We start from the raw sequence: 21,314 nt of genomic DNA, 5'->3' as shown, positions 1-21,314 counted from the left end.
TTTCATTACAATAGGCAGCTCGCCCATTTTACGGAAAGTCGATCCATGTTCCTGCAAGCATTGCGCATGACGGCGCGCGACTGGCGCGCCGGCGAATTGCGTTTTTTGATGCTGTCCCTGATCGTCGCCGTGGCTGCGCTGTCTTCCGTCGGCTTTTTCGTCGACCGCATGCGCGCAGGCTTGCAGCGCGATGCCCATCAATTGCTTGGCGGCGACCTGGTCATCAATGCCGACCAGCCGGTCGCTTCCGCCTGGCGCGAGGAAGCGGCACGGCGCGGCCTCGCACTCGTCGATACCGTATCTTTTCCCAGCATGGCCCTGGCCGGCACCGGCGCACAGGCAGTTTCGCAACTGGCCTCGATCAAGGCGGTTTCGCCCGGCTATCCCTTGCGCGGCCGGGTCACGGTGGCGGCTGGGCCGGACAGCCCGGCAAGTCCGGCCGAGGATATCCCCGCGCCGGGCACGGTCTGGGTCGATCCGGCCCTGCTGAGCGGACTGGCGGTTGCCGTCGGCGACAGTCTGCAACTGGGCGAGCAGCGTTTCACCATTGCCCGCGTCATCGCGGTGGAGCCCGATCGGGGCGCGGCCTTCATGAATTTTGCTCCGCGGGTGCTGCTGCCCTTGTCCGATCTGGCGGCGACCCGTCTGGTGCAGGACGGCTCCCGCGTGACTTACCGCCTGCTGGTGGCGGGGACCCCCGGCCAGGTCAATACATACCAGCGCTGGCTAAAGGAGGCGATGGCGCGCGATGCGGTCAAGGGTGTGCGGCTGGAGTCGCTGGAGTCGGGCCGTCCGGAAATGCAATCCACCCTGGAGCGCGCCGAGCAATTCCTCTCCCTGGTCGGTCTGCTGACGGCCATGCTGGCTGCGGTGGCGGTGGCCATGGCGGCGCGTCGTTTCATGCTGCGCCATGTGGATACCTGCGCCATGCTGCGCTGCCTGGGCATGCGGCAAGGGCAGGTGACAACATTGTTCCTGGCGGAGTTCCTGATCGTCGGCCTGCTCGGCAGCGCGCTGGGAGTGGCGGCCGGTTTCGGCGCGCACTTCGTGTTGCTGGAATGGTTGGGCAAGCTGGTGGCGGGCGATCTGCCGCCGGCGGGCTGGCTACCGGCGCTGCAGGGGCTGGCGACTGGCCTGCTGCTGCTGACCGGCTTTGCCATGCCGCCGATCCTGCAATTGCGCGAAGTGCCGCACAACCGTGTGATCCGGCGCGAGCAGGAGGCGCCCAAGCCGCTGACCCTGGCGACCTATCTGCTCGGGCTGGGGGCATTTACCGCCTTGCTGCTTTGGCAGGCAGGCAACCTGCAACTGGGTTTGCTGACCGCCGCAGGCTTCCTCGGCGGCATGGCCGTATTCGCCGCGGTCGGCTGGGCCGCACTGCAGGTGCTGCGGCCCTTGCGCGGCGCCTTGCCGCAGGCCGCCTGGCGCTTCGCCGTGACGGGGCTGCAGCGCCGCGCCGGCGCCACCGTGATCCAGATTGTCGCGCTGGCGCTGGGCCTGATGGCGCTGCTGCTGTTGACGGTGATCCGCGGCGACCTGGTCCAGGCCTGGCACCAGGCCACGCCGGCCGATGCGCCGAATCGTTTCATCATCAATATCCAGCCCGAGCAGAAGGCCGAGATTGCCGCGCGCCTGCGCTCTGTCGGCGCCGGCGACGCCGAGCTGTACCCGATGATCCGTGGCCGCCTGGTGGAGGTCAATGGCGCGGCGGTCAAGGGCGGCGATTATGCCGACGATCGCGCCCAGCGCCTGGTCAACCGCGAATTCAACCTGTCCACCATGGCGGCGCCGCAGGCGCAGAACCGCATTTCGTCCGGCCGCTGGTTCGACGACCGCAAGCCGGAAGCCTCGGTCGAGGCAGGCCTGGCCAAGACCCTGAACCTGAAGCTGGGCGACCTGCTGACCTTCGATATCGCCGGGCAGACGGTGTCGGCGCCGATCACCAGCCTGCGCAAGCTGGAGTGGGGCTCGATGCGGGTGAATTTCTTCGTGATCATGAATCCGGCGCTGATGCAGGACATGCCGCAGACCTGGATCACCGCCTTCCACCTGCCGGCGGCGCAGGGCGATTTCGTCAACGCGCTGACGCGTGAATTTCCCAACCTGACGGTGGTCGATGTGGGCAGCATCATCCGCCAGGTGCAGGAGGTGATCGACCAGGTGGTGGCGGCAGTGGAATTCCTGTTCCTGTTCACCCTGTCCGCCGGCGTGCTGGTGCTGTACGCGGCGCTGATGGGTTCCCAGGACGAGCGTACGCGCGAGGCCGGCCTCCTGCGCGCGCTGGGGGCGACCCGCAGCCAGTTGTCGCGGGCGCAATGGATCGAATTCGCGCTGGTGGGCGGGCTGGCAGGCTTGCTGGCGGCCAGCGGCGCGGCGGCAACCGGCTGGGTGCTGGCGCGCTTCGTCTTCAAGTTCGAGTGGATCTTCGACCCGACGGTATGGCTGGCGGGCCTGGCGGTCGGCGTCGCCTGCGCCTTCATCGGCGGCTGGCTCGGCTTGCGCAACGTCCTGCGGCAACCGCCGCTGCAGACCCTGCGCGAAGCCTGAGTGGCAACGCCACGGCTGCCGGCTGATGCGTTATCATGGGCGGCATGAGTACCGAAGACCAATCTGAATCGCCACAGCCGACGCCCTATGAGGTGATCGGCGGGGCGGAAAAGCTGCGCGAGCTGGTGGACCGCTTCTATGACCTGATGGACCTGGAGCCGGAATTCGCCGGCATCCGCGCCATGCACCCGACGCCGCTCGACAGTTCGCGCGACAAGCTTTACTGGTTCCTGTCCGGCTGGATGGGCGGGCCGAGCCTGTACATCGAGCAGTTCGGTCATCCGCGCCTGCGCGCGCGGCACCTGCCCTTTGCCATCGCCTCGGACGAGCGCGACCAGTGGCTGCGCTGCATGGCCTGGGCGATGCAGGATGTCGGCGTCGAAGCAGCCATGCAGCAGCGCCTGATGGAATCGTTTTACCAGACCGCCGACTGGATGCGCAATACGCCGGGTTGAGCCCGGCGTATTGCCTGGGGGCCTAGATGCCGCCCATGCAGAGGTACTTGATCGTCAGGTATTCCTCGATGCCGTGATGCGAGCCTTCGCGGCCGATGCCTGACTCCTTGACGCCGCCGAAGGGAGCGACTTCGTTGGAAATTGCGCCTTCATTGATGCCCACCATGCCGAATTCGAGCTGTTCCGCCACGCGCCAGACCCGGCCGATATCGCGCGAATAGAAATACGCGGCCAGTCCGTAGCGGGTATTGTTGGCCAGCGCGACAGCTTCTTCATCCGTCTTGAAGCGGAACAGCGGGGCGACCGGGCCGAAAATTTCTTCCTGGGCGACCGCCATGTCGGCGGTCACATTGGTCAGCACGGTTGGCGCATAGAAATTGCCGCCGAGCGCATGGCGGGCGCCGCCGGCGACCGCGGTGGCGCCCTTGCCGACGGCGTCCGCCACCAGCGCGTCCACCTTGGCGATGGCAGCCTGGTTGATCAGCGGGCCGATCACCACATCAGCTTGCATGCCGTCACCCACCTTCATCGCTGCGACCGCCTGCGCGAGCTTTTCCGCAAACTGGTCGTAGATGCCATCCTGCACGATCATGCGGTTGGCGCACACGCAAGTCTGGCCGGCATTGCGGTACTTGGAAACGATCGCACCCTTGACCGCGGCGTCGATGTCGGCATCGTTGAAGACGATGAAAGGGGCATTGCCGCCGAGTTCCAGCGACACCCTTTTGACCGTGTCGGCGCACTGCGCCATCAACCGTTTGCCGACCGGCGTCGAGCCGGTGAAACTCAGCTTGCGCACGGTCGGGTTGGAAGTCAGTTCGCCGCCGACATCGGCCGGGCGGGCTGTGGTGACGATGTTCAGCACGCCCCTGGGAATGCCGGCGCGGGCGCCGAGTTCGGCCAGGGCCAGCGCCGACAAGGGGGTTGCTTCGGCCGGCTTGACCACCGAGGTGCAGCCAGCCGCCAGCGCCGGGCCGACCTTGCGGGTGATCATCGCGATCGGGAAGTTCCAGGGCGTGATGGCGGCAGTGACGCCGACGGCCTGCTTGATGACGACCAGGCGCTTGTCGCCCTGCGGGGCGGGGATGGTTTCGCCATACACGCGCTTGCCTTCCTCGGCGAACCATTCGATGAAGGAGGCGCCATAGGCGACTTCGCCGCGGGCTTCGGCCAAGGGCTTGCCTTGCTCCAGCGTCATGATCTGCGCCAGGTCTTCCTGGTTGGCCATGATCAGCTCAAACCATTTGCGCAGGATGGCGGCGCGTTCCTTGGCGGTTTTTGCGCGCCAGGCGGGCAGGGCGGCGTCGGCGGCGGCAATCGCGCGGCGGGTCTCGTCGCCCCCCATGTCGGGCACATGCGCGATGGTTTCGCCGTTAGCGGGATTGCGGATGGCGTTGGTAGCGCCCAGATCGGCATTGACCCAGCTGCCATCGATATAGGCTTGTTGCCGCAGCAGGGCGGGATCTTTGAGTTGCATGATTTTCTCTCGTGATCGGGTTGTCAGTAGACCGCGCGGTAGATGGCCAGCGCATCGTCGTAGCTGACGTCGCGCGGATTGTTGACCAGCAGGCGCTGCACATTCATCGCATCTTTGGCCAGCATTTCCAGGTCGCCTTCCGGCACGCCGGCGCTCTTCAGGTTTTGTTCGAAGGGCATTTCCGACACCAGCGCGCGGATCGCCTCAATGAAGGCATCGGTGGCTTGCAGGTCATCGCTGAAGCTGCGTTCCGGCAGAATCGCACGGGCCAGTTCGGCATACAGCGGGGCGGCGGCTTCTCGATTGAATTCCAGTACCGGCACCAGCACCAGCGCATTGCTCAGGCCATGCGGCAGGTGGTAGTGGCCGCCCAGCGGATAGGCCAGCGCATGCACAGCGGCCACCGGGGCATTGGCAAAGGCCATGCCGGCAAACAGCGAGCCCAGCAGCATCGCTTCGCGCGCGCCGGCATCCTTGCCGTCGCGGATCACGGTGCGGATGTTGTTGTACAGCAGTGTCAGCGCGCGCACGGCCAGCGAATCCGATAGCGGATTTTTATTGTGTCGCGACGTGTAAGCCTCGATCGCGTGGACCATGGCATCGACGCCGGTCATGGCCGTCATGCGCGGCGGCAGGCCGAGCGTGAGCAGGCTGTCGAGCAGGGCGACGTCGGGATACAGGAGCGACGAGACGACGCCCTTCTTTTCATTGGCCGGGGTGGTCAGGATGGAGATGGCGGTCACTTCCGAACCGGTGCCGGCGGTGGTGGGCACCTGCACCAGCGGCAGGCGCGGCCCGCGCGCCAGGCCGACGCCATAGATGTCCGGCAGCGCCTGCGGCGTCTTGACCAGCAGCGCCACCAGCTTGGCGGTGTCCATCGAGCTGCCGCCACCGAAACCGACGACGCCATCGACGCCGGTGCTGCGCGCGAATTCGACTGCCGCCTGCACGCTGGTTTCCGGCGGATCGGCCTGGACGTCGGAAAAAACGGTCGCCTGGATGCCGGCTTCGGCGAGGCTGGCCAGGGCGCCTGCCAGCATGCCGGATTCATGCAGGAAGCGATCGGTGACGATGAACAGATGCGTGACGCCGAGCTGTCTGGACAGCTGTCCGAGCTGATTGGCGGCGCCTTGCTCGCAGACGATCTTCGGCGCGGTTTCAAAGATAAACTGAGACATTGTTACTCTCCTGGTAAATCAGCCGGCGGTGACGACGCCGCGTTCGATGCGAAATACATGATCAACGAGATCGGCGGAGTGGGTATCGTCGGACTCCGACAGGATAATCGACATTCCCTTGCTGCGCAGCGTGGCGATCACTTCGGTCAGGCGGCGCGACAGTACAGGCGCGACGCCCTCGAAAGGTTCGTCCAGCAGCAACAGCGTGTGGCCTGGCATCAGGGCGCGCGCCAGCGCTACCAGCTTTTGCTGGCCGCCGGACAGTTGCAATGCGCGGCGGTCGCGAAATTCCCTGACTTCTGGCATCAGTCCGTAGATCCATTCGAGGCGCGCGGCGCTGTCCGGGATGCTGTTGGCCCAGGCCGGCAGCAAGATGTTTTCTTCCACTGTCAGCGCTGGTATCAGGCGGCGGTCTTCGGGCAAATAGCTGATGCCGCGCGAGGCGCGGCCGTGCGCTGCGACCCGCGCGAGGTTTTCGCCATTGACTTCGAGCTTTTGCGCTTCCAGCGGCATCAGGCCCATGATGGAGCGCATCAGGGTGGTCTTGCCGGCGCCATTGCGGCCGATCAGGCCGACCATGCTGCCCTTGGGGACGTCCATGCTGACGTCGCGCAGGATGGGAATGCGGTCGATTGCGACATTCAGGTGTTGAATCGAGAGCAGTGGCTGGCTCATGCTGTTTTTCCTTCCAGGATTTCCGATGGAACAATATGGTGGCCGATCACCAGCTCCTGCACCCGCGCGTTGGCGAGCACATCCGCGGGGGCGCCGTCGGCAATGATTTCGCCGCTGTAGAACGCCAGGATGCGCGAGACGTAGCGGGCGACGATATCCATGTCATGCTCGACAAACAGCACGGTGGTGCCGTGATGCCGCACCGCCGCCATCACGGTATCCATCAAGGGGAATTTTTCCTCGACGCTGACGCCGGAAGTCGGTTCATCCAGCAGCAGCATGCGCGGATTGCCGACCAGCGCCATGGCGATGTCAATCAGCTTGCGGGCGCCTTGCGGCACCGCGCTGACCAGGGCATTGCTGAATTGCGCCACGCCGAATTCCTCGAGGATTTCGAGGGCGCGACGGCGCCGCTTGGGCGTGTCATAGCTGGCCATGAAAGACGGGCGCGGGCTTTCTGCCGCAACCAGCGCCACCATGACGTTGTCCAGCACGCTCAGTTGCGGGAACAGTTGCGCGACCTGGAACGAGCGTGCCATGCCCATGCGGGTAATGTCGCGCGAGGCGCGGCCGACGATGGGCTGGCCCTCGAACAGGATCTTGCCGCTGGACGGCGGCAGGTAGCCGGTCACCATGTTGATGAAGGTGGTCTTGCCGGCGCCGTTGGAACCGATCACGCCGACCACTTCGCCCTTGTTGATGCGCACGTTGATGTCGCGTGCGGCGACCACCGCGCCAAAAGTGCGCTGCAGGTCGATGGTTTCGAGAATCGCAGTCATGCGTTCACCTCCTTGGTTTTGCCTGCGGCTGCTTCCTCAGTCTTGTGCTGGCGCTTGCTGACCAGGCTCCACAAGCCCTTGGGCAGGAAGATAATTAAAATGAGCAGTACGCTGCCCAGCATCATTTGCCAGGTGTGCGGCACTTCCTGGATGGCGAAGGTCCGCACCGCAGCGAACACGATGGCGGCAATGAAGGGCGCCGCGACATGGCCGGTGCCGCCGAGGATGGCGATGAAGACGAATTCGCCGGAGGTGGTCCAGAATGCCATGTCGGGATCGATATGGCCGGATGCCAGTGCAGTGAGGCCACCGCCCAGCGCCGAGACGCCGGCAGCGAAAATGTAGTTCGTGTAGATGATGGTGCGCGGCGAGATGCCGAGGTATTCGACACGGATTTCGTTTTCGCGGATCGCTTCGGAAACCAGGCCGAGGCCGGACTTCAGCAGGCGATGGAACACCATCGCGGCAACCGCGCTGATGCCGACCGTGAGCAGGAAGATGACGCTCTTGGCGTTTTCCGCCGAGGGTTCCCAGCCAAAGTAGGTCGGCGTGGCGACATTGAAGCCGTCGGTCGAGCCCAGCGCCGACGACTTGACCAGCACGCCGAACAGCACCATCGACAGCGCCATGGTCAGCATCGCGAAGAAGATGTCGCGATAGCGCGCCAGCAGCAAGCCGCAGATGGCCGCCAGCACGACCGCGACGCCGACGCCGATGGCCAGCACGGCGAATGCATCACGCACGCCGAGGAATTGCGCCGCCAGGCCGGCGGCATAGCCGCCCACGCAATAGAACAGCGCCTGGCCGAAAGTGACCAGGCCCATGCGCGTCTGGATGATGACGCCCAGCACGACCAGCGCCTTGGCAAAAGCGAGCGTGAGCAAAAAGCTCAGCCAGTCCGGGGCGATGATGCCGCCGGCCGCAATCGCGACCGCGGCGAGGAGTAAAGCAAGTTCAGTACGCATGATTTCAGATCTTTCTTGCAAGAATTTGTCCAAACAGGCCTTGCGGGCGCACCGCCAGCACGAGGAACATCACGCCATAGATCACGAACAATTCGATTTCCGGCGCCACGTGGACGGCAAACGAACGGGTGAGGCCGACCAGCAGCGCGCCGACGGCGGCGCCGCCGATACTGCCCAGGCCGCCCACCACCACCACGGCAAACGCCAGGATGATGACTTCGATGCCGATGCCCGGCGTGACCGAGATGGCTGGCGCGGTCAGCGCGCCGGCCAGGGCGCCCAGCATGGCGCCGATGACGAAGGTGACGGCGAACATGACATTCACATTGACGCCCATGGCCATGGCCACTTCACGGTCGTGGATCACGGCGCGCAGCAGGCGGCCCTTGTTGGTGCGGTTCAGCGCATACCAGGCGGCCAGGCCGACCAGGATGGAAACGACGATCAGCGCAAGGTCATAGTTGGCGAAACGCAGCACGTCGCCGAGCGCGCTTTGGCCGAGCAGCCGGTAAGGCTGGTAGGCGAAATAGGGGTCGACGCCCCACAGCAATTTGGTGGTGTCTTCGAGGATGAGCAGCAGGGCATAGGTGACGATGACCATCAGGCTTTCATCGCGGCCGCGCATGAAACGCAGCAAGCCCTGTTCGATGAGCAGCCCGACCACCAGGCCCGCCACCAGCGCACAGCCGAGCAGCAGCGCATAGCTCCAGTAGGGCGAGGAATCACCGTCGCCGGAAAAATACCAGCCGATCAGCGAGGCGGCGCTATAGGCGCCGATGGCATAGAAGCTGCCGTGCGCCATGTTCAGGATGCGCATCACGCCATAGATCACGGTCAGGCCGGCAGCGACGAGAAATAGCCATGAGGCATAGATCATCCCGTCGACGAGTATTGCGAATAGGGTATTCATAGTCTTCCGTGGGCAAGCGAAGCCCCGCCTTGTTGCCAGGGCAGGGTACGCTTGCAAAGATAGAGATTGATCGGGGCGGCCGCCTTGCCGCGTGCAAACGCGGCGGCAAGACTAGCCGCGGGTGGGGCGCCTTACTGGCACTTCGCTCCCGGCATGCCGGCCTTGATCCAGTCGACGGCAGGGGTGCCATCCGGCGGCATCAGGCATTCAGCGGCGTAGCTCTTGACCTTGGTCAGGCTGGCCTTCTTGGTCTTGGCGTCGTAGTGGTATTCGCCATAGGTGACGCCCTGCACAGCCTGGTGGCCGCCGGCGCTGGCCATCTTCACGGTGCCGCTCGGCGCCTCAAAGCTCAGGCCCTTCAAGCCCTGGGTGATGTTGTCCGCGGTCGGCATGGCATTCGGCTTGGCCGTTTTTTCGACGGCAGCCTTGATGCCGAGGATCGCTTGCGCCATCTTGTAGGCGGGATAGGTCGGCGATTCCTTGAACTGAGTGGTGAAGTTGGGACGGAACCAGTCGTTCAGGGCATTTTTCGGCGCAAAGGCGCCGTACGGGCCGCGCGCGCCGATGATCACGCCGTTCGGTATCTTGTCCTTGAAATCTTCGATGCCGGTGTCGCCGCAAGTCAGCGCTACGCTGTTCTTGTCGAACAGGCCGCGCGCCGACCCTTGCAGCATCAGCGCTTCCATGTCGCCGCCCCAGAAGCTGGAGTGGACCAGGTCGGCATTCGCCACCGACAACGCGGAGATTTCAGCGCCGTACTGGCCTTGCATCAGTTTCGGCCATTGCTCGGAGGCCACTTTGATTGTCGGCTTGAGGTGCTTGAGCGTCAGGATGAAGTCGTTCCAGGAATCCTGGCCGAAGGAATAGTTTTGCTGGATGCTGGCGACCGTCTTGATGTTCGGACGGGTTTCGACGATGTAGCGCGCCAGGGCGACGTTGTCGACGACGGCGTCGAGGCCGGTGCGGAACGTGTATTTCGGCGATTTGACGGCTTCGAACAGGCGCGAGGTGCCGCAATCGAAGAACACGGTCGGCATCTTCAGTTCTTCGGCAACCGGCGCGATCGCCAGGCAATCGCCGGAAGAAATGTAGCCGATCACGGCATCGACCTTCTGGCGCTGCACCAGGTTGCGGTATTCCTCGACCTGCTTGGTGGCGCCGCCGTTTTCGTCAATGATGACGGTTTCGATTTCAATGCCGTTGATGCCCTTCTTGTTGTAGGGCGCGGGCAGGCCGCCCTTGTTCAAGGCTTCCACCACCAGCTTGGCGGCATTGGCTGCCGGCACACCGAACGGGCCGGCGGCGCCGCCCGACAGGAAAGTGACGATGCCGATGCGGAACTTGCCATTGTCAGCGGCGTGGGCGGCAGGTGCGAATGCGGCCGAGACGGCGACGGATAATGCGGCAACGGCCAGGCCTGCCTTGCGTACGGAAGAACGGTGAGCCTTCATGAACTACTTCTCCTTGATTTGTGGTTTTACTACGGGTGATGCTTGCCGGGCATTGGCCCGGCGTTGCTGAATCAGGTCGGCCGGCGGAAGCAGCGCTTCGGCCGGGTAAACGGTCCAGTTGGACAGCATGAAACGGGCCGGCGGGAAATCGCTGTTGGGGACGATCTCGCCGATCGCCTGGGCCTGCACCACTTGATGGGTCTGCGGGTCGATGTAGGAGCTAAAGCCTTCCGGATCTTCCGGCAGGTTCAGGCGCAAGCCTTCCAGGGTGGCGATCAATTTGTCTGTGCTTGCATGCTTGCCGGCGCTGGCCAGTGCGTGTCCGATCGCCATGATTCCGCTGTAGGCGCCTTCCGCCGTATAGGTGGGATAGCGGCCTTCCAGTTGGTGGAAGTCGGCGACGAACTTGCGGTTACGCGGCGTGTCGGGCCAGTTGTTGTGATGACGGGACGACAGGATCAGGCCGCTGGGGGCCGCCTCGCCGAGCGATGCCAGCACTTCGTAGTTGCCGCCGGTATCGAAGTTTGCGATGCGCATCCGGGTGGGCAAGCCGCTGGAACTGGCTTGCTTGAGAAAGCGCACGAAATCATCGCCCCACAGGCCCACCACCGCGATGTCGGCTCTGGATTTTTCCAGTTCGGCGATGTAGCTGGAGTAATCGGCTTCATACAGTCTGGGCCAGTACTCGCCCGCCACCTGGTAGCGCACGCCGAGCCGATCCAGGCTGCTGCGCAGATCGCGCCAGGAGACGTGGCCATAGTCGTAATCAGGCCCGAGAAAGACCAGACGCTTCCAGTTGGTCTTCTTTTGCAGTTCGGCGAGGTAGCGCGCACCCGCCGCCATCGATGTATAAGTGTCGTTGGAAAGCCTGAAATAGTGGCGGTGAAATTCCTCGAAGCTCAGGCGCGACGACGCATGGTCGGTGCCAATCAACAGCACGCCGCGTTCCTTTGCCACCCGGCTGACCGCCTGGGCGGCCCCGGAGCTGACCACGCCACACAGAAAACGCACGCCATCGCGCTCCACATAATCCGTGGCGATACGCTTGGCAAATGATGCCTTGGAACGGTCATCCTCGACCAGTACGCGCAGGCGCGGCGCGTTTTTGTCGCCAAGTTGCGCGCGCAGGTCGGCCAGCGCCAGCTTGATGCCGCCGATGCTGTCGCGACCGTAAAGCGCGACGCGTCCACTTAATGGAAACATGCAGCCGACCACGGCGTCGGCCTCGTCGGCCGAGGCGCCGAGTTCGATGCGCGCCTGCGCCGCTTTCGGCGTGGCGAGCAGGCCGGCGGCAAGGCAGGACAGCAGCGCCAGCTTGCGGCTCAGCCCCGCAAGGCGGGATACGACGGGAATTGATCTGAACATGTTTCGTCTCCTCTGCAAATAACCAATCAAACTGTTTTTTTATTATTGGCGGAAAACGCCAGCCAACACTGGTTATTTGTGGCCTCGTTGCTTTGCAAGGCGCGTGCCAGGTTTTGCCGGATCGGAAAATGATGGAATTGATATCAAATTTCGCGCAATTCACGCAGTTTTGCATCGAAAATTGATAATTCGGCCAGATGTTGAGCGCCTGAGTGGGCGGTTTTCGATCGTTTTGATTGACGGCATGAGCGGATGTCGCTCAGAATTTTGGTCTGAAAATGTGGATCCCGCCGTTTCAGCCATCGGAGCGCGTATTTTGGAGCGAGGCAGCCGCCAACAGAGGGCGGCATGTTCCTTGCCTTTGGTAAAAACCCCCCGCGAATACCGCCCACACATTGCTGCCAGAGCCCCACCTTCGATGACGATCAAGCAAAGCATCATCCGCCGCTATCTGCTCCTGTCACTGCTGGCGTCGGCCCTGCCGGTGATCTGGGTGAGTGTGCTGTACGACAGGTTTTCCGAATCAGCCTTCCAGGGCATGATCAACGACAAGCTTTCGGCGCAACTGACTGCCACCGCCAGCAGGCTGTCGGCATTCATCGATGCGCGGCGCTACCAGATTGAAACGCTCGCCAACTTTCCTGGCATCCAACAGTTCGCGGCTGCCCAGCCGGGGCTGGCGTCACAGCAGGTCGGCGCGTTGCTGCAGGTCGAATCGGACTTGCCGGACTTGTTCGGTATCCTGTTCTTTGCCGAGGATGAAACGCTGCGTCAGGTCATTCCGGGTCAGGCGGCATCCGGCCCGCCGTACTGGAGCGATACGCCGTTCAGCACGACCGGACTGCCGCGCATGCAAATCGGCGACATCGATATGATCGGACCGGCCTTGCCCAGGGATGGTGAATCTGGCTGGCTGCTGTTGCGCCATGCGCTCACCAGTGCGCAGCCCGGCGGCGGCCCGGCCGGACATGTCGCGCTGCATGTGCGTCTGGCGTCGCTGACCGAGCAGATGGCCGGGAATACCGCGGGCGGGACCCTGGAGCCCATCCTGAAAACCCCGGCCGGCTACTTCAATCGCGTCGGCGTGCTGGTGAAGCCTGCGGGCAAGCTGGTTCCCGGTCCCGAGATCTTCCCGGGATGGCAGCCCATGCTGCAAGTGGATGCTTCCGCGCTTGCGGCGCCATTCGACCGTATGCGTCGCGCATTGTTCATTGCCGTCATGGTGGGCGCCATCCTGATCGTGCTGCTGTTCTATCGTATGTCCGTCAGTTTGCGCCAGCGCGTGGGGGAACTGGTGGCCGGCGCCCATGCCATTTCCTCGGGCCGGCTGGAGTACCGGATTGCCGATGCCGGTCAGGACGAGATTGCCACGGTGTCGCGCGCCTTTGACGCCATGGCCCGCAATCTGGAAGCGCACCTGGCGCGCATCGTGCAGATGGAAAAGATGGCCGTGCTGGGTGAATTTGCCACCCACATCGCCCATGAAGTGCGCAACCCGCTGGCCGCGGTCAAGACCAGCGTGCAGGCGCTGGCGCGTCGCGAGCAGGATGGGCGCCGCCTGCAATTGCTGGAAGATATGGAATGCGAGATCGACCGGCTTGCCCGGGTGGTCAGCCAGTTGCTGGAATTCGGCCGGCCGCGCCCGCCGGCGGCGGCGGCGGTGGCAGTACGCGAAGTATTTCATCGGGCAACCCAGCTGCAGACCGCCGAGGCCAACGGCCGCGGCGTGTCGCTTTCAGCGCAGGGCGATACCGACCTGGTGCTGCAAGCTGACGCTGATCATGTCTTGCAGATACTGCTGAATCTGGTGATTAACGCGATCCAGGCCAGCGAGGCCGGCGCCGCCGTGGTGCTGCGCGCCTCGCGCGTTGACGGCATGGCGGAACTGGAAGTCAGTGATTGCGGTCACGGCATCGCCGCCGACCAGTTGCCGCGCGTGACCGATCCCTTCTTCAGCACCAAGGCCAAGGGCATGGGCCTGGGGCTGAGCATTTCGCGCCAGCTGGCCGAGATGAACGGCGGCCGGCTCGACATCAGCAGCACTCCCGGCAGCGGCACCTCGGTGCGTGTCTATTTTCCATTGAATGAAGAAAACCATGGCCAGCATACTGATCATTGACGACGAGTCCAACCTCGTGCGCTCGCTCACCTTTGCGCTGGAAGACGAAGGCCATGTGGTGCACGGCGCCGGCACGGCCGCTGCAGGTTTAAGTGCGGCCGCACAGCTGCAGCCGGAGTTGATCCTGCTCGACCTGAAACTGCCTGACATGTCCGGTCTGGAGGTGCTGGAGCTGCTGAAGGCACAGCAGATTGCCGCCCAGGTCATCATGATCTCCGCGCATGGCGACACCCGTGCTGCAGTCAAGGCGGTCAATCTGGGTGCCGCCGATTACATCACCAAGCCATTCGACCTCGACGACTTGTCGATGACCATACGGGTAATACTGGAGCGGCGGCAGATGGTGGCGGAGCTGACATTCCATCGCAGCGAAGCCATGCGGGAATCGGGCCTGATGGGCGAAAGCCCAACCATGCGCGAGCTGGTGGCAACCATCGAGCGCGTGGCGTCGAGCAATGCCATGCGCATACTCGTGCTGGGGGAGTCCGGCACCGGCAAGGCGCTGGTTGCCAGGGCGATTCATTCGGCCAGCCCGCGCGCCGCCGGCCCCTTCATTGAAATCAATTGTGCTTCGCTGCCGGAGCAGTTGATCGAGGCGGAGCTTTTCGGCGCCGAAAAAGGCGCCTACACCGGCGCACACCAGCGTCGGGTCGGACTGGTGGCGCTGGCCGACAAAGGCACGCTGTTTCTCGATGAAATAGGCGAACTGCCGCTGCCGCTGCAAGCCAAGCTGTTGCACTTCCTGGAAAACGGCCAGTACCGGCCGATCGGCAGCGGTCGCACCCAGTTCGCCGATGCGCGCGTGGTCGCCGCCACCAATCGCGATCTCGCCGCGGCGGCGAGCGAAGGAGGCTTTCGTGAAGACCTCTATTTCCGGCTGAACGTCATCGAGCTGAACATCCCGCCATTGCGGGAGCGCGGATCCGACGTGCTGGCGCTGATCGAACACTTTTCGGGCGAGTTCGCGCGAGAAGAGCGCTCAAGGCCGATCGTCTTGTCGGCGGACGCGCAACAAGCCTTGCTGGACTATCGCTGGCCCGGCAACGTGCGCGAATTGCGGAATTTGATCGAGCGTTTCACGATCCTTTATCCGGGCACTCAAATTGGCGTGGCTGCGCTACCGCGAGAACTGCTGGATACAGAGCAAGTGCCGGCGCCAACACTAACACCAACACCGCCGGCGCCGCAATCCAATGGCATACCGAACATCGAGGATGCGCTTGCCAGCACTGAACGGCAGCTGATGTTGAGCGCCCTGCGCGAAGCCAGCGGTCACAAGGGGCATGCCGCCGAGCGCCTGGGAATTTCCCGCCACGCGTTCAAGCGGCGCCTGCAGCGGCTTGGCATTTCCGGGTCCGCCGCGACCTATGCCGATAACGGGGATGACGCACAAGCGTAAACAGGCTTTAATGTCGCAAGTGACATTTAATTTAAACAGAAACCGCAAACAAGCCTTTCCATGAGCTTTACCGAAATCATCCTCCTGTCGCTGGCAGTCGTTATCGTGGTGCTGCAAATCCTGTTGTTCCTTCGCGCGAAAGGAGGCGATCTGGCGCCGCGTCTGGCGCAATTGCAGGAAGGCTTGCAGGCCCACCAGCAGCTAACCAGCGAACGCATCGAGCGCGAATTGCGCGCCCAGGTACAGACTTCAGGGCAGGGCACGAGGCTGGAACTGTCCGCCAACCTTGCGCAATTCCAGCAAGCGCTGACGGTGCAGATGACCAGTGTCGCCACCATCCAGAACAACCAGATCGACGGCTTCGCCCAGCAACTGGCCAAGCTCAACGAAGCCAATGCGCAGCAGCTCGAGGGCCTGCGCCAGGCGATGGTACAGCAGGCGCTGGCCGGTCGCGAGGAGCAGGCGGCATCGCTGAAGCGCTTCGGCGATACCCTCAACCAGAGCCTGGCCGCGCTGACCGAGTCCAACGCCCAGCGCCTGCTGGAGGTGCGCGGCACGCTGGAAACGAAGATCCGCGAACTGCAAAACGACAATGGCCAGCGCCTGGAGGAAATGCGCAAGACCGTCGATGAAAAGCTGCATGCCACGCTGGAGCAGCGCCTGGGCGAATCCTTCAAGCTGGTGTCGGACCGGCTGGAAAAAGTGCACCAGGGCCTGGGCGAGATGCAGCAGCTGGCGATCGGGGTTGGCGACCTGAAGCGGGTGCTGACGAATGTGAAGTTGCGCGGCACCTGGGGCGAGGTGCAGCTGGAAATGTTGCTTGAGCAGATGCTGACGGTGGACCAGTACGCCAAGAATGTCGAAACCATCCCCGGCAGCGGCGCCCGCGTCGAGTTCGCCATCAAGCTGCCGGGACAGGAAGAAGGGCAGCTGCCGGTGTGGATGCCGATCGACGCCAAGTTCCCCAAGGAGCAATATGAACGTCTGGCCGAAGCGGCCGAGCACGCCGATGCCGAGGGCGTGGCCGCCGCTGGCCGCGAGCTGGAAAAGGTGGTGCGCAACGAGGCGAAGACCATCGCCGAGAAGTACCTGTCGCCGCCGCTGACTACCGATTTCGCCATCCTGTTCCTGCCGACCGAGGGCTTGTATGCCGAGGTCATGCGCAGGCCGGGCCTGGCCGATGAATTGCAGCGCAGCTGCCGCGTCTCGATCGCTGGCCCGTCGACGCTGTCGGCGCTGCTGAACAGTTTGCAGATGGGGTTCCGCACGCTGGCGCTGGAAAAACGTTCGTCCGAGGTGTGGCAGGTGCTTGGCGCAGTCAAGACGGAATTTGGCAAGTTCGGCGAGGTTCTTGCTGCTACCAAGTCCACGCTGGAACGGGCCGCCCGCAATATCGAGCAGGCCGAGGTGCGTACCCGGCAGATGACGCGCAAGCTGAAATCGGTCGAGGCCTTGCCAAGCGATACCGCGCGGGTGTTGCTGGGAACCGGCCTGGTGGATGGCGGCGACGAGGAGGGCGGTGCCGCCGATTGAATCCGTCGTCAGCGAATCTGCATTCAAAAAGCTGCACTCAAAGCGAGCGCAGGAAGCGCATGCAGGCATCCAGCAGCGCCTGCGGCTGCTCTTGTTGCGGCACGTGGCGGCAATTCTCCAGCACCAGCAATTCGGCCTGTGGTACATGGCGCCTGATGGCGTCGAGCTGGGCGAGGGTGCCATCGCTGCTCGATACGGGGATACGTTGGCGCTGTGGGCTTGTCATCGATGGCGAGAGGCAATTCATGGGTTGTATGGCAAGACGCGCCTGCGGCGTCAGGCTTCCCTGATTTTCGGCTTGTTGAGCGTTGCCGTCTGAATCCGCTGGCGGTCTGGCTCGACTTCGCTCAAGGGTGCGACTTCACGCATGCTGGTCAGCGAGCGCGTGGTCAGTTCATGGTATTGCGCGGTGCCCAGGCGCTTCCAGGCGATCTCATCCTCGCGCAGGCTGCGCGCGATCCTGGCCGGGGCGCCGACCACAAGGCTGCGTGCCGGCACGATCATGCCGGCCTTGACGAATGCACCGGCGCCGACGATGCTGGATTCGCCGATCACGGCATCGTCCATGACGACCGCATTCATTCCCACCAGAGCATCGCGTTCGATGCGGCAGCCGTGCAGCACTGCGCCGTGGCCGACATGACCATCGATGTCGACCACCGTGTCGCATTCCTGGAAGCCGTGCAGCACGCAGGTGTCCTGGATATTGGCGCCTTCGTTGATGATGATGCGGCCGAAATCGCCGCGCAGGCTGGCCAGCGGCCCGATGTAGCAGCGCGGGCCGATCACGACGTCGCCGATCAGCACCGCGCTCGGATGCACGTAGGCGGACGGGTGCACCACCGGGGTGACGCCATCGATGGCATAAACTTTAAGCATGAACAGTCTCCTTTGAACATCGGCAGTTGCGCAGGTCGGCAACAGTGTCGATATCGCGGCATACGCCGGGATCGTCGACCGTGATTTCCATCACAGGCAGGCTTTGCAGCAACTGGCGCGCGCCGATGTCGCCGGACAGTTGCAGCAGCAAGTCGAGGTGGCGCCGGCTGAATGCCACCGGGTTGCCGCGACGGCCGCGGTAGCACGGCACGGCGATGTCGGCGCCTTGCCGCAGCGCCTCGACCAGCCTGGTCATGGTGTCGGCCTGGATGAAAGGCATGTCGCCCAGCGCGATCACCCAGCCGGCGGCGTGTGGCGTCAGCCTCAGCCCATGGGTCAGGGATGCGGCCATGCCGCTGGCCGCATTCACGCACTTGGTCACTGCAAAGCCCTCGGACGACAGATGCGCGCACAGCAGCGGCGAATCGGCGGGGATCACTGCAAGTGCCGAACCGAGCGCGCTGCGCAGGTTGCGCGCGGCGTGCGCCACCACGGTCTCGCCATCGGACAGCAGTTGCAGCAGCTTGTTCTGGTGGCCGGACGGGTCGAAGCGGGCGCCGCGGCCGGCGGCCAGCAGAATGCCGGCATAGCCTTGCGTCGGTGCCTGGTCCATGGCTGTGCCCTCGCGTTCGTCGCCTCGGTGCATCGTTCAGGCCAGCGCGCAGCCGGCTTCGGCTGGTGCGGCGGGATGGGGGCGCAGCGCGTGGGATTGCAGTACCGGAACGCCATTCCTGATAGCCGTCATTTCCGCCAGGATGGAAATGGCGATTTCCGGCGGCGTCCGGGCGCCGAGATACATGCCTACAGGGCCATGCAGGCGGTCGATTTCCGCCTCGGTGATGTCGAACAGCGCCAGACGCTCGCGTCTTCTCGCATTGTTGCGACGCGAGCCGATGGCGCCGACGTAGAAGGCAGGCGATTTCAGCGCTTCCAGCAGCGCCATGTCATCCAGCTTGGGGTCGTGGGTCAGGGTGAGCACGGCGCTGTGGGAGTCGAGCTCGAGCTCGAGGATCAGGTCGTCCGGCATCTCGCGCGACAGTTGCACGCCCTCGATATCCCACTCATCCAGGTATTCCTCGCGGGGGTCGCAGACGATGACTTCGTAATCCAGGCTTTGCGCCATGCTGGCAACGTAGCGCGACAATTGTGCGGCACCGACGATAATCAGGCGGTAGCGTGGACCATGCACGGTCACCAGGTGTCGCTCGTCGAAGGACAGTGAGACGGCGTGGGCGCCGGCAGTGAGCGTCACGGCGCCGGTGTGCATATCGAGTTCGCGGGTCATCAAGCCCTGCTGACTGACCGATTTCAGCAGCGCCGGCAAGTGCGATTGATCAGTCACGCATTCGAGCACGATCTGCAGGGTGCCGCCGCAGGGCAAGCCGAAGCGGTGCGCTTCGTCGGCGGAAATGCCGTAGGTGAGCGTCTGCGGGGCGGTGGCGCGGTACTCTCCCGAGCGGATCTGGCGGATCAGGTCGTCTTCGATGCAACCGCCGGAAATCGAGCCGCGCACATGGCCGTCGCCGCGCATGACCATCATCGAACCCACCGGGCGCGGCGCCGAGCCCCAGGTTCGCACCACCGTCGCCAGTATCGTATAGGCGCCACTTTGCGACCAGTTGATGGCGGTCTTCAATACTTCGAGGTCGATGCTGTCCATGAGTTTCCCTTGCGTGTCGTGTCTGCGGGCCTGGCTGAATTCGCCGTATATCCGCTCTGCCAGTAACAAGTCTAGTTATGAAAGTATTTAAAGTAAAGGGGGTGGTGGCTGAAAATCCCTGTTTTAGTAGGATGAAAAAATATTTTTCGAGTTGCTTGCAAAGGCAATTGCTGCTGTGTATAGTTTAGTTATGCAAGTTACGAAGCGCGGAAAATCCGCAGTATCCGGGGCCCATGAGACACCCCCGCCAAAGAATAAAGAAGGAGATTACATGCAGACTTTCGAATTTCAGTCCCCGCGTTCCAGCCTGGTCGGGCCAGGCAGTTCCGCGCGGGTCGGCGAGTTGGCGGCAGGACTTGGTTGCCGTTCGGTATTGCTGGTCACCGACAAGGGTGTCGAGCAGGCGGGCTTGCTGGCGCCCGCGCTGCAGGGCCTGGCGGCCAGTGGTATTGCTGTCACCGTTTACACCGAGGTGCAGGCCGATCCGCCGGAAGCGGTGATCACTGCCGCCACCGCTGCCGCCAGAAGCGTCAATGCCGATGGCGTCATCGGACTCGGCGGCGGCAGTTCGATGGATGTGGCCAAGCTGGTGGCGTTGCTGGCGGTCGGCAAGGAAAATCTGGCAAATATCTATGGCGTGGGCCAAGCCAGGGGCCCGCGCCTGCCGCTGATCCTGTTGCCGACCACTGCGGGCACCGGTTCGGAAGTCACGCCGATCTCCATCGTCACCACCGGCGCGGGCGAAAAGAAGGGCGTGGTGACGCCGGTGATCGTGCCGGACTGGGCTGTGCTGGATGCCGACCTCACCCTTGGCCTGCCGCCGCAAGTCACCGCCGCCACGGGTGTGGATGCAATCGTGCATGCGATCGAGGCGTATACCAGCAAACGCCTGAAAAACCCGGTTTCCGATTGCCTGGCGCGCGAAGCGCTGCGCCTGTTGTGCGGCAATATCCATGAAGCCTGCCGCAATGGCGGCAACCGCGAGGCGCGCCACAACATGCTGCTGGGTGCCATGCTGGCTGGCATGGCATTCGCCAATGCGCCGGTGGCGGGCGTGCATGCGCTAGCCTATCCGGTCGGTGCGCGCTTCCATGTGCCGCATGGCTTGTCGAATTCTCTGGTATTGCCGGCCGTGCTGCAATTTAATGCCAGACAAGCCCAGGAGTTGTACGGCGAACTGGCCGCCATTGTGGCGCCGGGCGCCTTCGGCAGCGCCCGCGAAAAAGCCCAGGCGCTGGTCAATAACCTGGCGCAACTGCCGGTCGAACTCGGCTTGCAAACGCGTCTGTCGCAAGTCGGCATCAAGCAAGCCGATCTGGCCCAACTGGCGGAAGACGCCATGAAGCAAACCCGGTTACTTATCAACAACCCGCGCGAGATCGGTTACGACGACGCGCTTGCCATTTACGAGGCGGTATTGTGAGCGAAAAAAAATCCCCGGAATCCCGTGCCGCATTTGCCCATTTCCACCAGATCACCACGCGCTGGATGGATAACGACGTCTACGGTCATGTCAACAATGTCGTCTATTACTCGTATTTCGACACGGCGGTCAACGCGTACCTGATTGGCCAGGGCGCGCTCGATATCGGCAAATCCGACGTGATCGGCCTGGTGGTCGAAACCCAGTGCCGTTATTTCAGCTCGACGGCGTTCCCCGACACGATTCATGTCGGCGTGCGGGTTGCTCATCTCGGCAACAGCAGCGTGCGCTATGAACTCGGTATTTTTCGCAACGATGACGATGTTGCCGCGGCCCAGGGACATTTTGTGCATGTTTATGTGGACCGCGCGAGCAACCGGCCGACGGCGCTGCCGCAGGCGCTGCGCAATGCGCTGGAGCCTTTGCGGACGCCGGCGTCCACTTAGGCCTGATCCAGCAAAAAATAACGCACTGGCTGCAACGAAATGGGACAAGAACC

Annotated in this window: 20 protein-coding genes; 7 read left to right on the top strand and 13 right to left on the bottom strand. The window is 63.5% G+C overall.

Features of this window, described 5'->3' with window-relative positions; all coding sequences use genetic code 11:
- The first annotated feature begins 45 nt into the window (after nt 1-45).
- A complete protein-coding gene (locus D3878_RS07430) occupies nt 46-2,547 on the top strand; it encodes an ABC transporter permease (RefSeq protein WP_119784885.1) in 2,502 nt (833 codons plus the stop codon).
- Between the two features lie 44 nt (nt 2,548-2,591).
- A complete protein-coding gene (locus tag D3878_RS07425; RefSeq protein ID WP_233556265.1) occupies nt 2,592-3,002 on the top strand; it encodes a group II truncated hemoglobin in 411 nt (136 codons plus the stop codon).
- Nucleotides 3,003-3,024: 22 nt separating this feature from the next.
- Here the strand turns inward: D3878_RS07425 and D3878_RS07420 are convergent, their stop codons facing one another.
- The 9 genes from D3878_RS07420 to D3878_RS23735 all read right to left on the bottom strand — a co-directional run bounded on the left by D3878_RS07420 (nt 3,025) and on the right by D3878_RS23735 (nt 12,152).
- Entirely contained in the window at nt 3,025-4,479 is a 1,455-nt protein-coding gene (locus D3878_RS07420; RefSeq protein WP_119784883.1) for an NAD-dependent succinate-semialdehyde dehydrogenase, read from the bottom strand.
- A gap of 23 nt (nt 4,480-4,502) precedes the next feature.
- Nucleotides 4,503-5,657 (bottom strand): iron-containing alcohol dehydrogenase, encoded by a 1,155-nt coding sequence (locus D3878_RS07415; RefSeq protein ID WP_119784882.1) that lies wholly within the window; start codon nt 5,655-5,657, stop codon nt 4,503-4,505.
- 18 nt (nt 5,658-5,675) lie between these two features.
- Complete coding sequence (locus D3878_RS07410) at nt 5,676-6,332, bottom strand: ATP-binding cassette domain-containing protein (protein ID WP_119784881.1); 657 nt, start codon at nt 6,330-6,332, stop codon at nt 5,676-5,678.
- The gene (locus D3878_RS07405) at nt 6,329-7,111 is read right to left on the bottom strand and encodes an ABC transporter ATP-binding protein (RefSeq protein ID WP_119784880.1); all 783 of its coding nucleotides are present in this window, start codon (nt 7,109-7,111) and stop codon (nt 6,329-6,331) included. The genes D3878_RS07410 and D3878_RS07405 overlap by 4 nt, the downstream gene beginning before the upstream one ends.
- On the bottom strand, nt 7,108-8,076 hold the full coding sequence (locus D3878_RS07400; RefSeq protein WP_119784879.1) for a branched-chain amino acid ABC transporter permease: 969 nt from the start codon (nt 8,074-8,076) through the stop codon (nt 7,108-7,110). Before D3878_RS07400 ends, D3878_RS07405 begins: the two co-directional genes overlap by 4 nt.
- A 4-nt stretch (nt 8,077-8,080) precedes the next feature.
- Nucleotides 8,081-8,986, bottom strand: coding sequence for a branched-chain amino acid ABC transporter permease (locus tag D3878_RS07395; protein ID WP_119784878.1), 906 nt, complete (start codon nt 8,984-8,986; stop codon nt 8,081-8,083).
- A 131-nt stretch (nt 8,987-9,117) separates the two neighbouring features.
- Nucleotides 9,118-10,437 (bottom strand): ABC transporter substrate-binding protein, encoded by a 1,320-nt coding sequence (locus D3878_RS07390; RefSeq protein ID WP_119784877.1) that lies wholly within the window; start codon nt 10,435-10,437, stop codon nt 9,118-9,120.
- A gap of 3 nt (nt 10,438-10,440) precedes the next feature.
- A complete protein-coding gene (locus D3878_RS07385; RefSeq protein ID WP_119784876.1) occupies nt 10,441-11,802 on the bottom strand; it encodes an ABC transporter substrate-binding protein in 1,362 nt (453 codons plus the stop codon).
- A gap of 143 nt (nt 11,803-11,945) precedes the next feature.
- On the bottom strand, nt 11,946-12,152 hold the full coding sequence (locus tag D3878_RS23735; RefSeq protein WP_158592206.1) for a hypothetical protein: 207 nt from the start codon (nt 12,150-12,152) through the stop codon (nt 11,946-11,948).
- Nucleotides 12,153-12,220: 68 nt separating this feature from the next.
- Between D3878_RS23735 and D3878_RS07380 the strand changes: the two genes are divergently transcribed.
- The 3 genes from D3878_RS07380 to D3878_RS07370 are packed head-to-tail and all read left to right on the top strand — an operon-like array spanning nt 12,221 to nt 16,853.
- A complete protein-coding gene (locus D3878_RS07380) occupies nt 12,221-13,921 on the top strand; it encodes a sensor histidine kinase (RefSeq protein WP_158592205.1) in 1,701 nt (566 codons plus the stop codon).
- On the top strand, nt 13,899-15,320 hold the full coding sequence (locus D3878_RS07375; RefSeq protein ID WP_199688109.1) for a sigma-54-dependent transcriptional regulator: 1,422 nt from the start codon (nt 13,899-13,901) through the stop codon (nt 15,318-15,320). The genes D3878_RS07380 and D3878_RS07375 overlap by 23 nt, the downstream gene beginning before the upstream one ends.
- A gap of 60 nt (nt 15,321-15,380) precedes the next feature.
- On the top strand, nt 15,381-16,853 hold the full coding sequence (locus tag D3878_RS07370) for a DNA recombination protein RmuC (RefSeq protein ID WP_199688108.1): 1,473 nt from the start codon (nt 15,381-15,383) through the stop codon (nt 16,851-16,853).
- A 37-nt stretch (nt 16,854-16,890) separates the two neighbouring features.
- Here D3878_RS07370 and D3878_RS07365 read toward each other — a convergent pair whose 3' ends face one another.
- From D3878_RS07365 to D3878_RS07350, 4 genes are read right to left on the bottom strand one after another with little or no spacing between them, the layout of a single operon-like run.
- Nucleotides 16,891-17,079: an alpha/beta fold hydrolase gene (locus D3878_RS07365; protein WP_119784873.1), complete on the bottom strand. Its 189-nt coding sequence runs from the start codon at nt 17,077-17,079 to the stop codon at nt 16,891-16,893.
- A gap of 50 nt (nt 17,080-17,129) precedes the next feature.
- Nucleotides 17,130-17,732, bottom strand: a complete 603-nt coding sequence (gene paaY, locus D3878_RS07360) for a phenylacetic acid degradation protein PaaY (protein ID WP_119784872.1) — start codon at nt 17,730-17,732, stop codon at nt 17,130-17,132.
- Complete coding sequence (locus D3878_RS07355) at nt 17,725-18,345, bottom strand: nucleotidyltransferase family protein (protein WP_119784871.1); 621 nt, start codon at nt 18,343-18,345, stop codon at nt 17,725-17,727. Before D3878_RS07355 ends, paaY begins: the two co-directional genes overlap by 8 nt.
- A 36-nt stretch (nt 18,346-18,381) precedes the next feature.
- Nucleotides 18,382-19,392, bottom strand: coding sequence for an XdhC family protein (locus D3878_RS07350; protein WP_119784870.1), 1,011 nt, complete (start codon nt 19,390-19,392; stop codon nt 18,382-18,384).
- Between the two features lie 271 nt (nt 19,393-19,663).
- Here D3878_RS07350 and D3878_RS07345 point away from each other — a divergent pair, with 271 nt between their 5' ends.
- Entirely contained in the window at nt 19,664-20,815 is a 1,152-nt protein-coding gene (locus D3878_RS07345; protein WP_119784869.1) for an iron-containing alcohol dehydrogenase, read from the top strand.
- Nucleotides 20,812-21,261 carry an acyl-CoA thioesterase gene (locus D3878_RS07340; RefSeq protein ID WP_119784868.1) on the top strand — a complete coding sequence of 150 codons (450 nt, stop codon included), beginning with the start codon at nt 20,812-20,814 and terminating at the stop codon, nt 21,259-21,261. Before D3878_RS07345 ends, D3878_RS07340 begins: the two co-directional genes overlap by 4 nt.
- Nucleotides 21,262-21,314 lie beyond the last annotated feature (53 nt).

It is taken from the genome of Noviherbaspirillum sedimenti, assembly GCF_003590835.1.
In the GTDB taxonomy this organism is placed as follows: domain Bacteria; phylum Pseudomonadota; class Gammaproteobacteria; order Burkholderiales; family Burkholderiaceae_D; genus Paucimonas; species Paucimonas sedimenti.
Note: the sequence above shows the minus strand (reverse complement) of the source record. Positions and strands in the feature narration are given on the sequence as shown.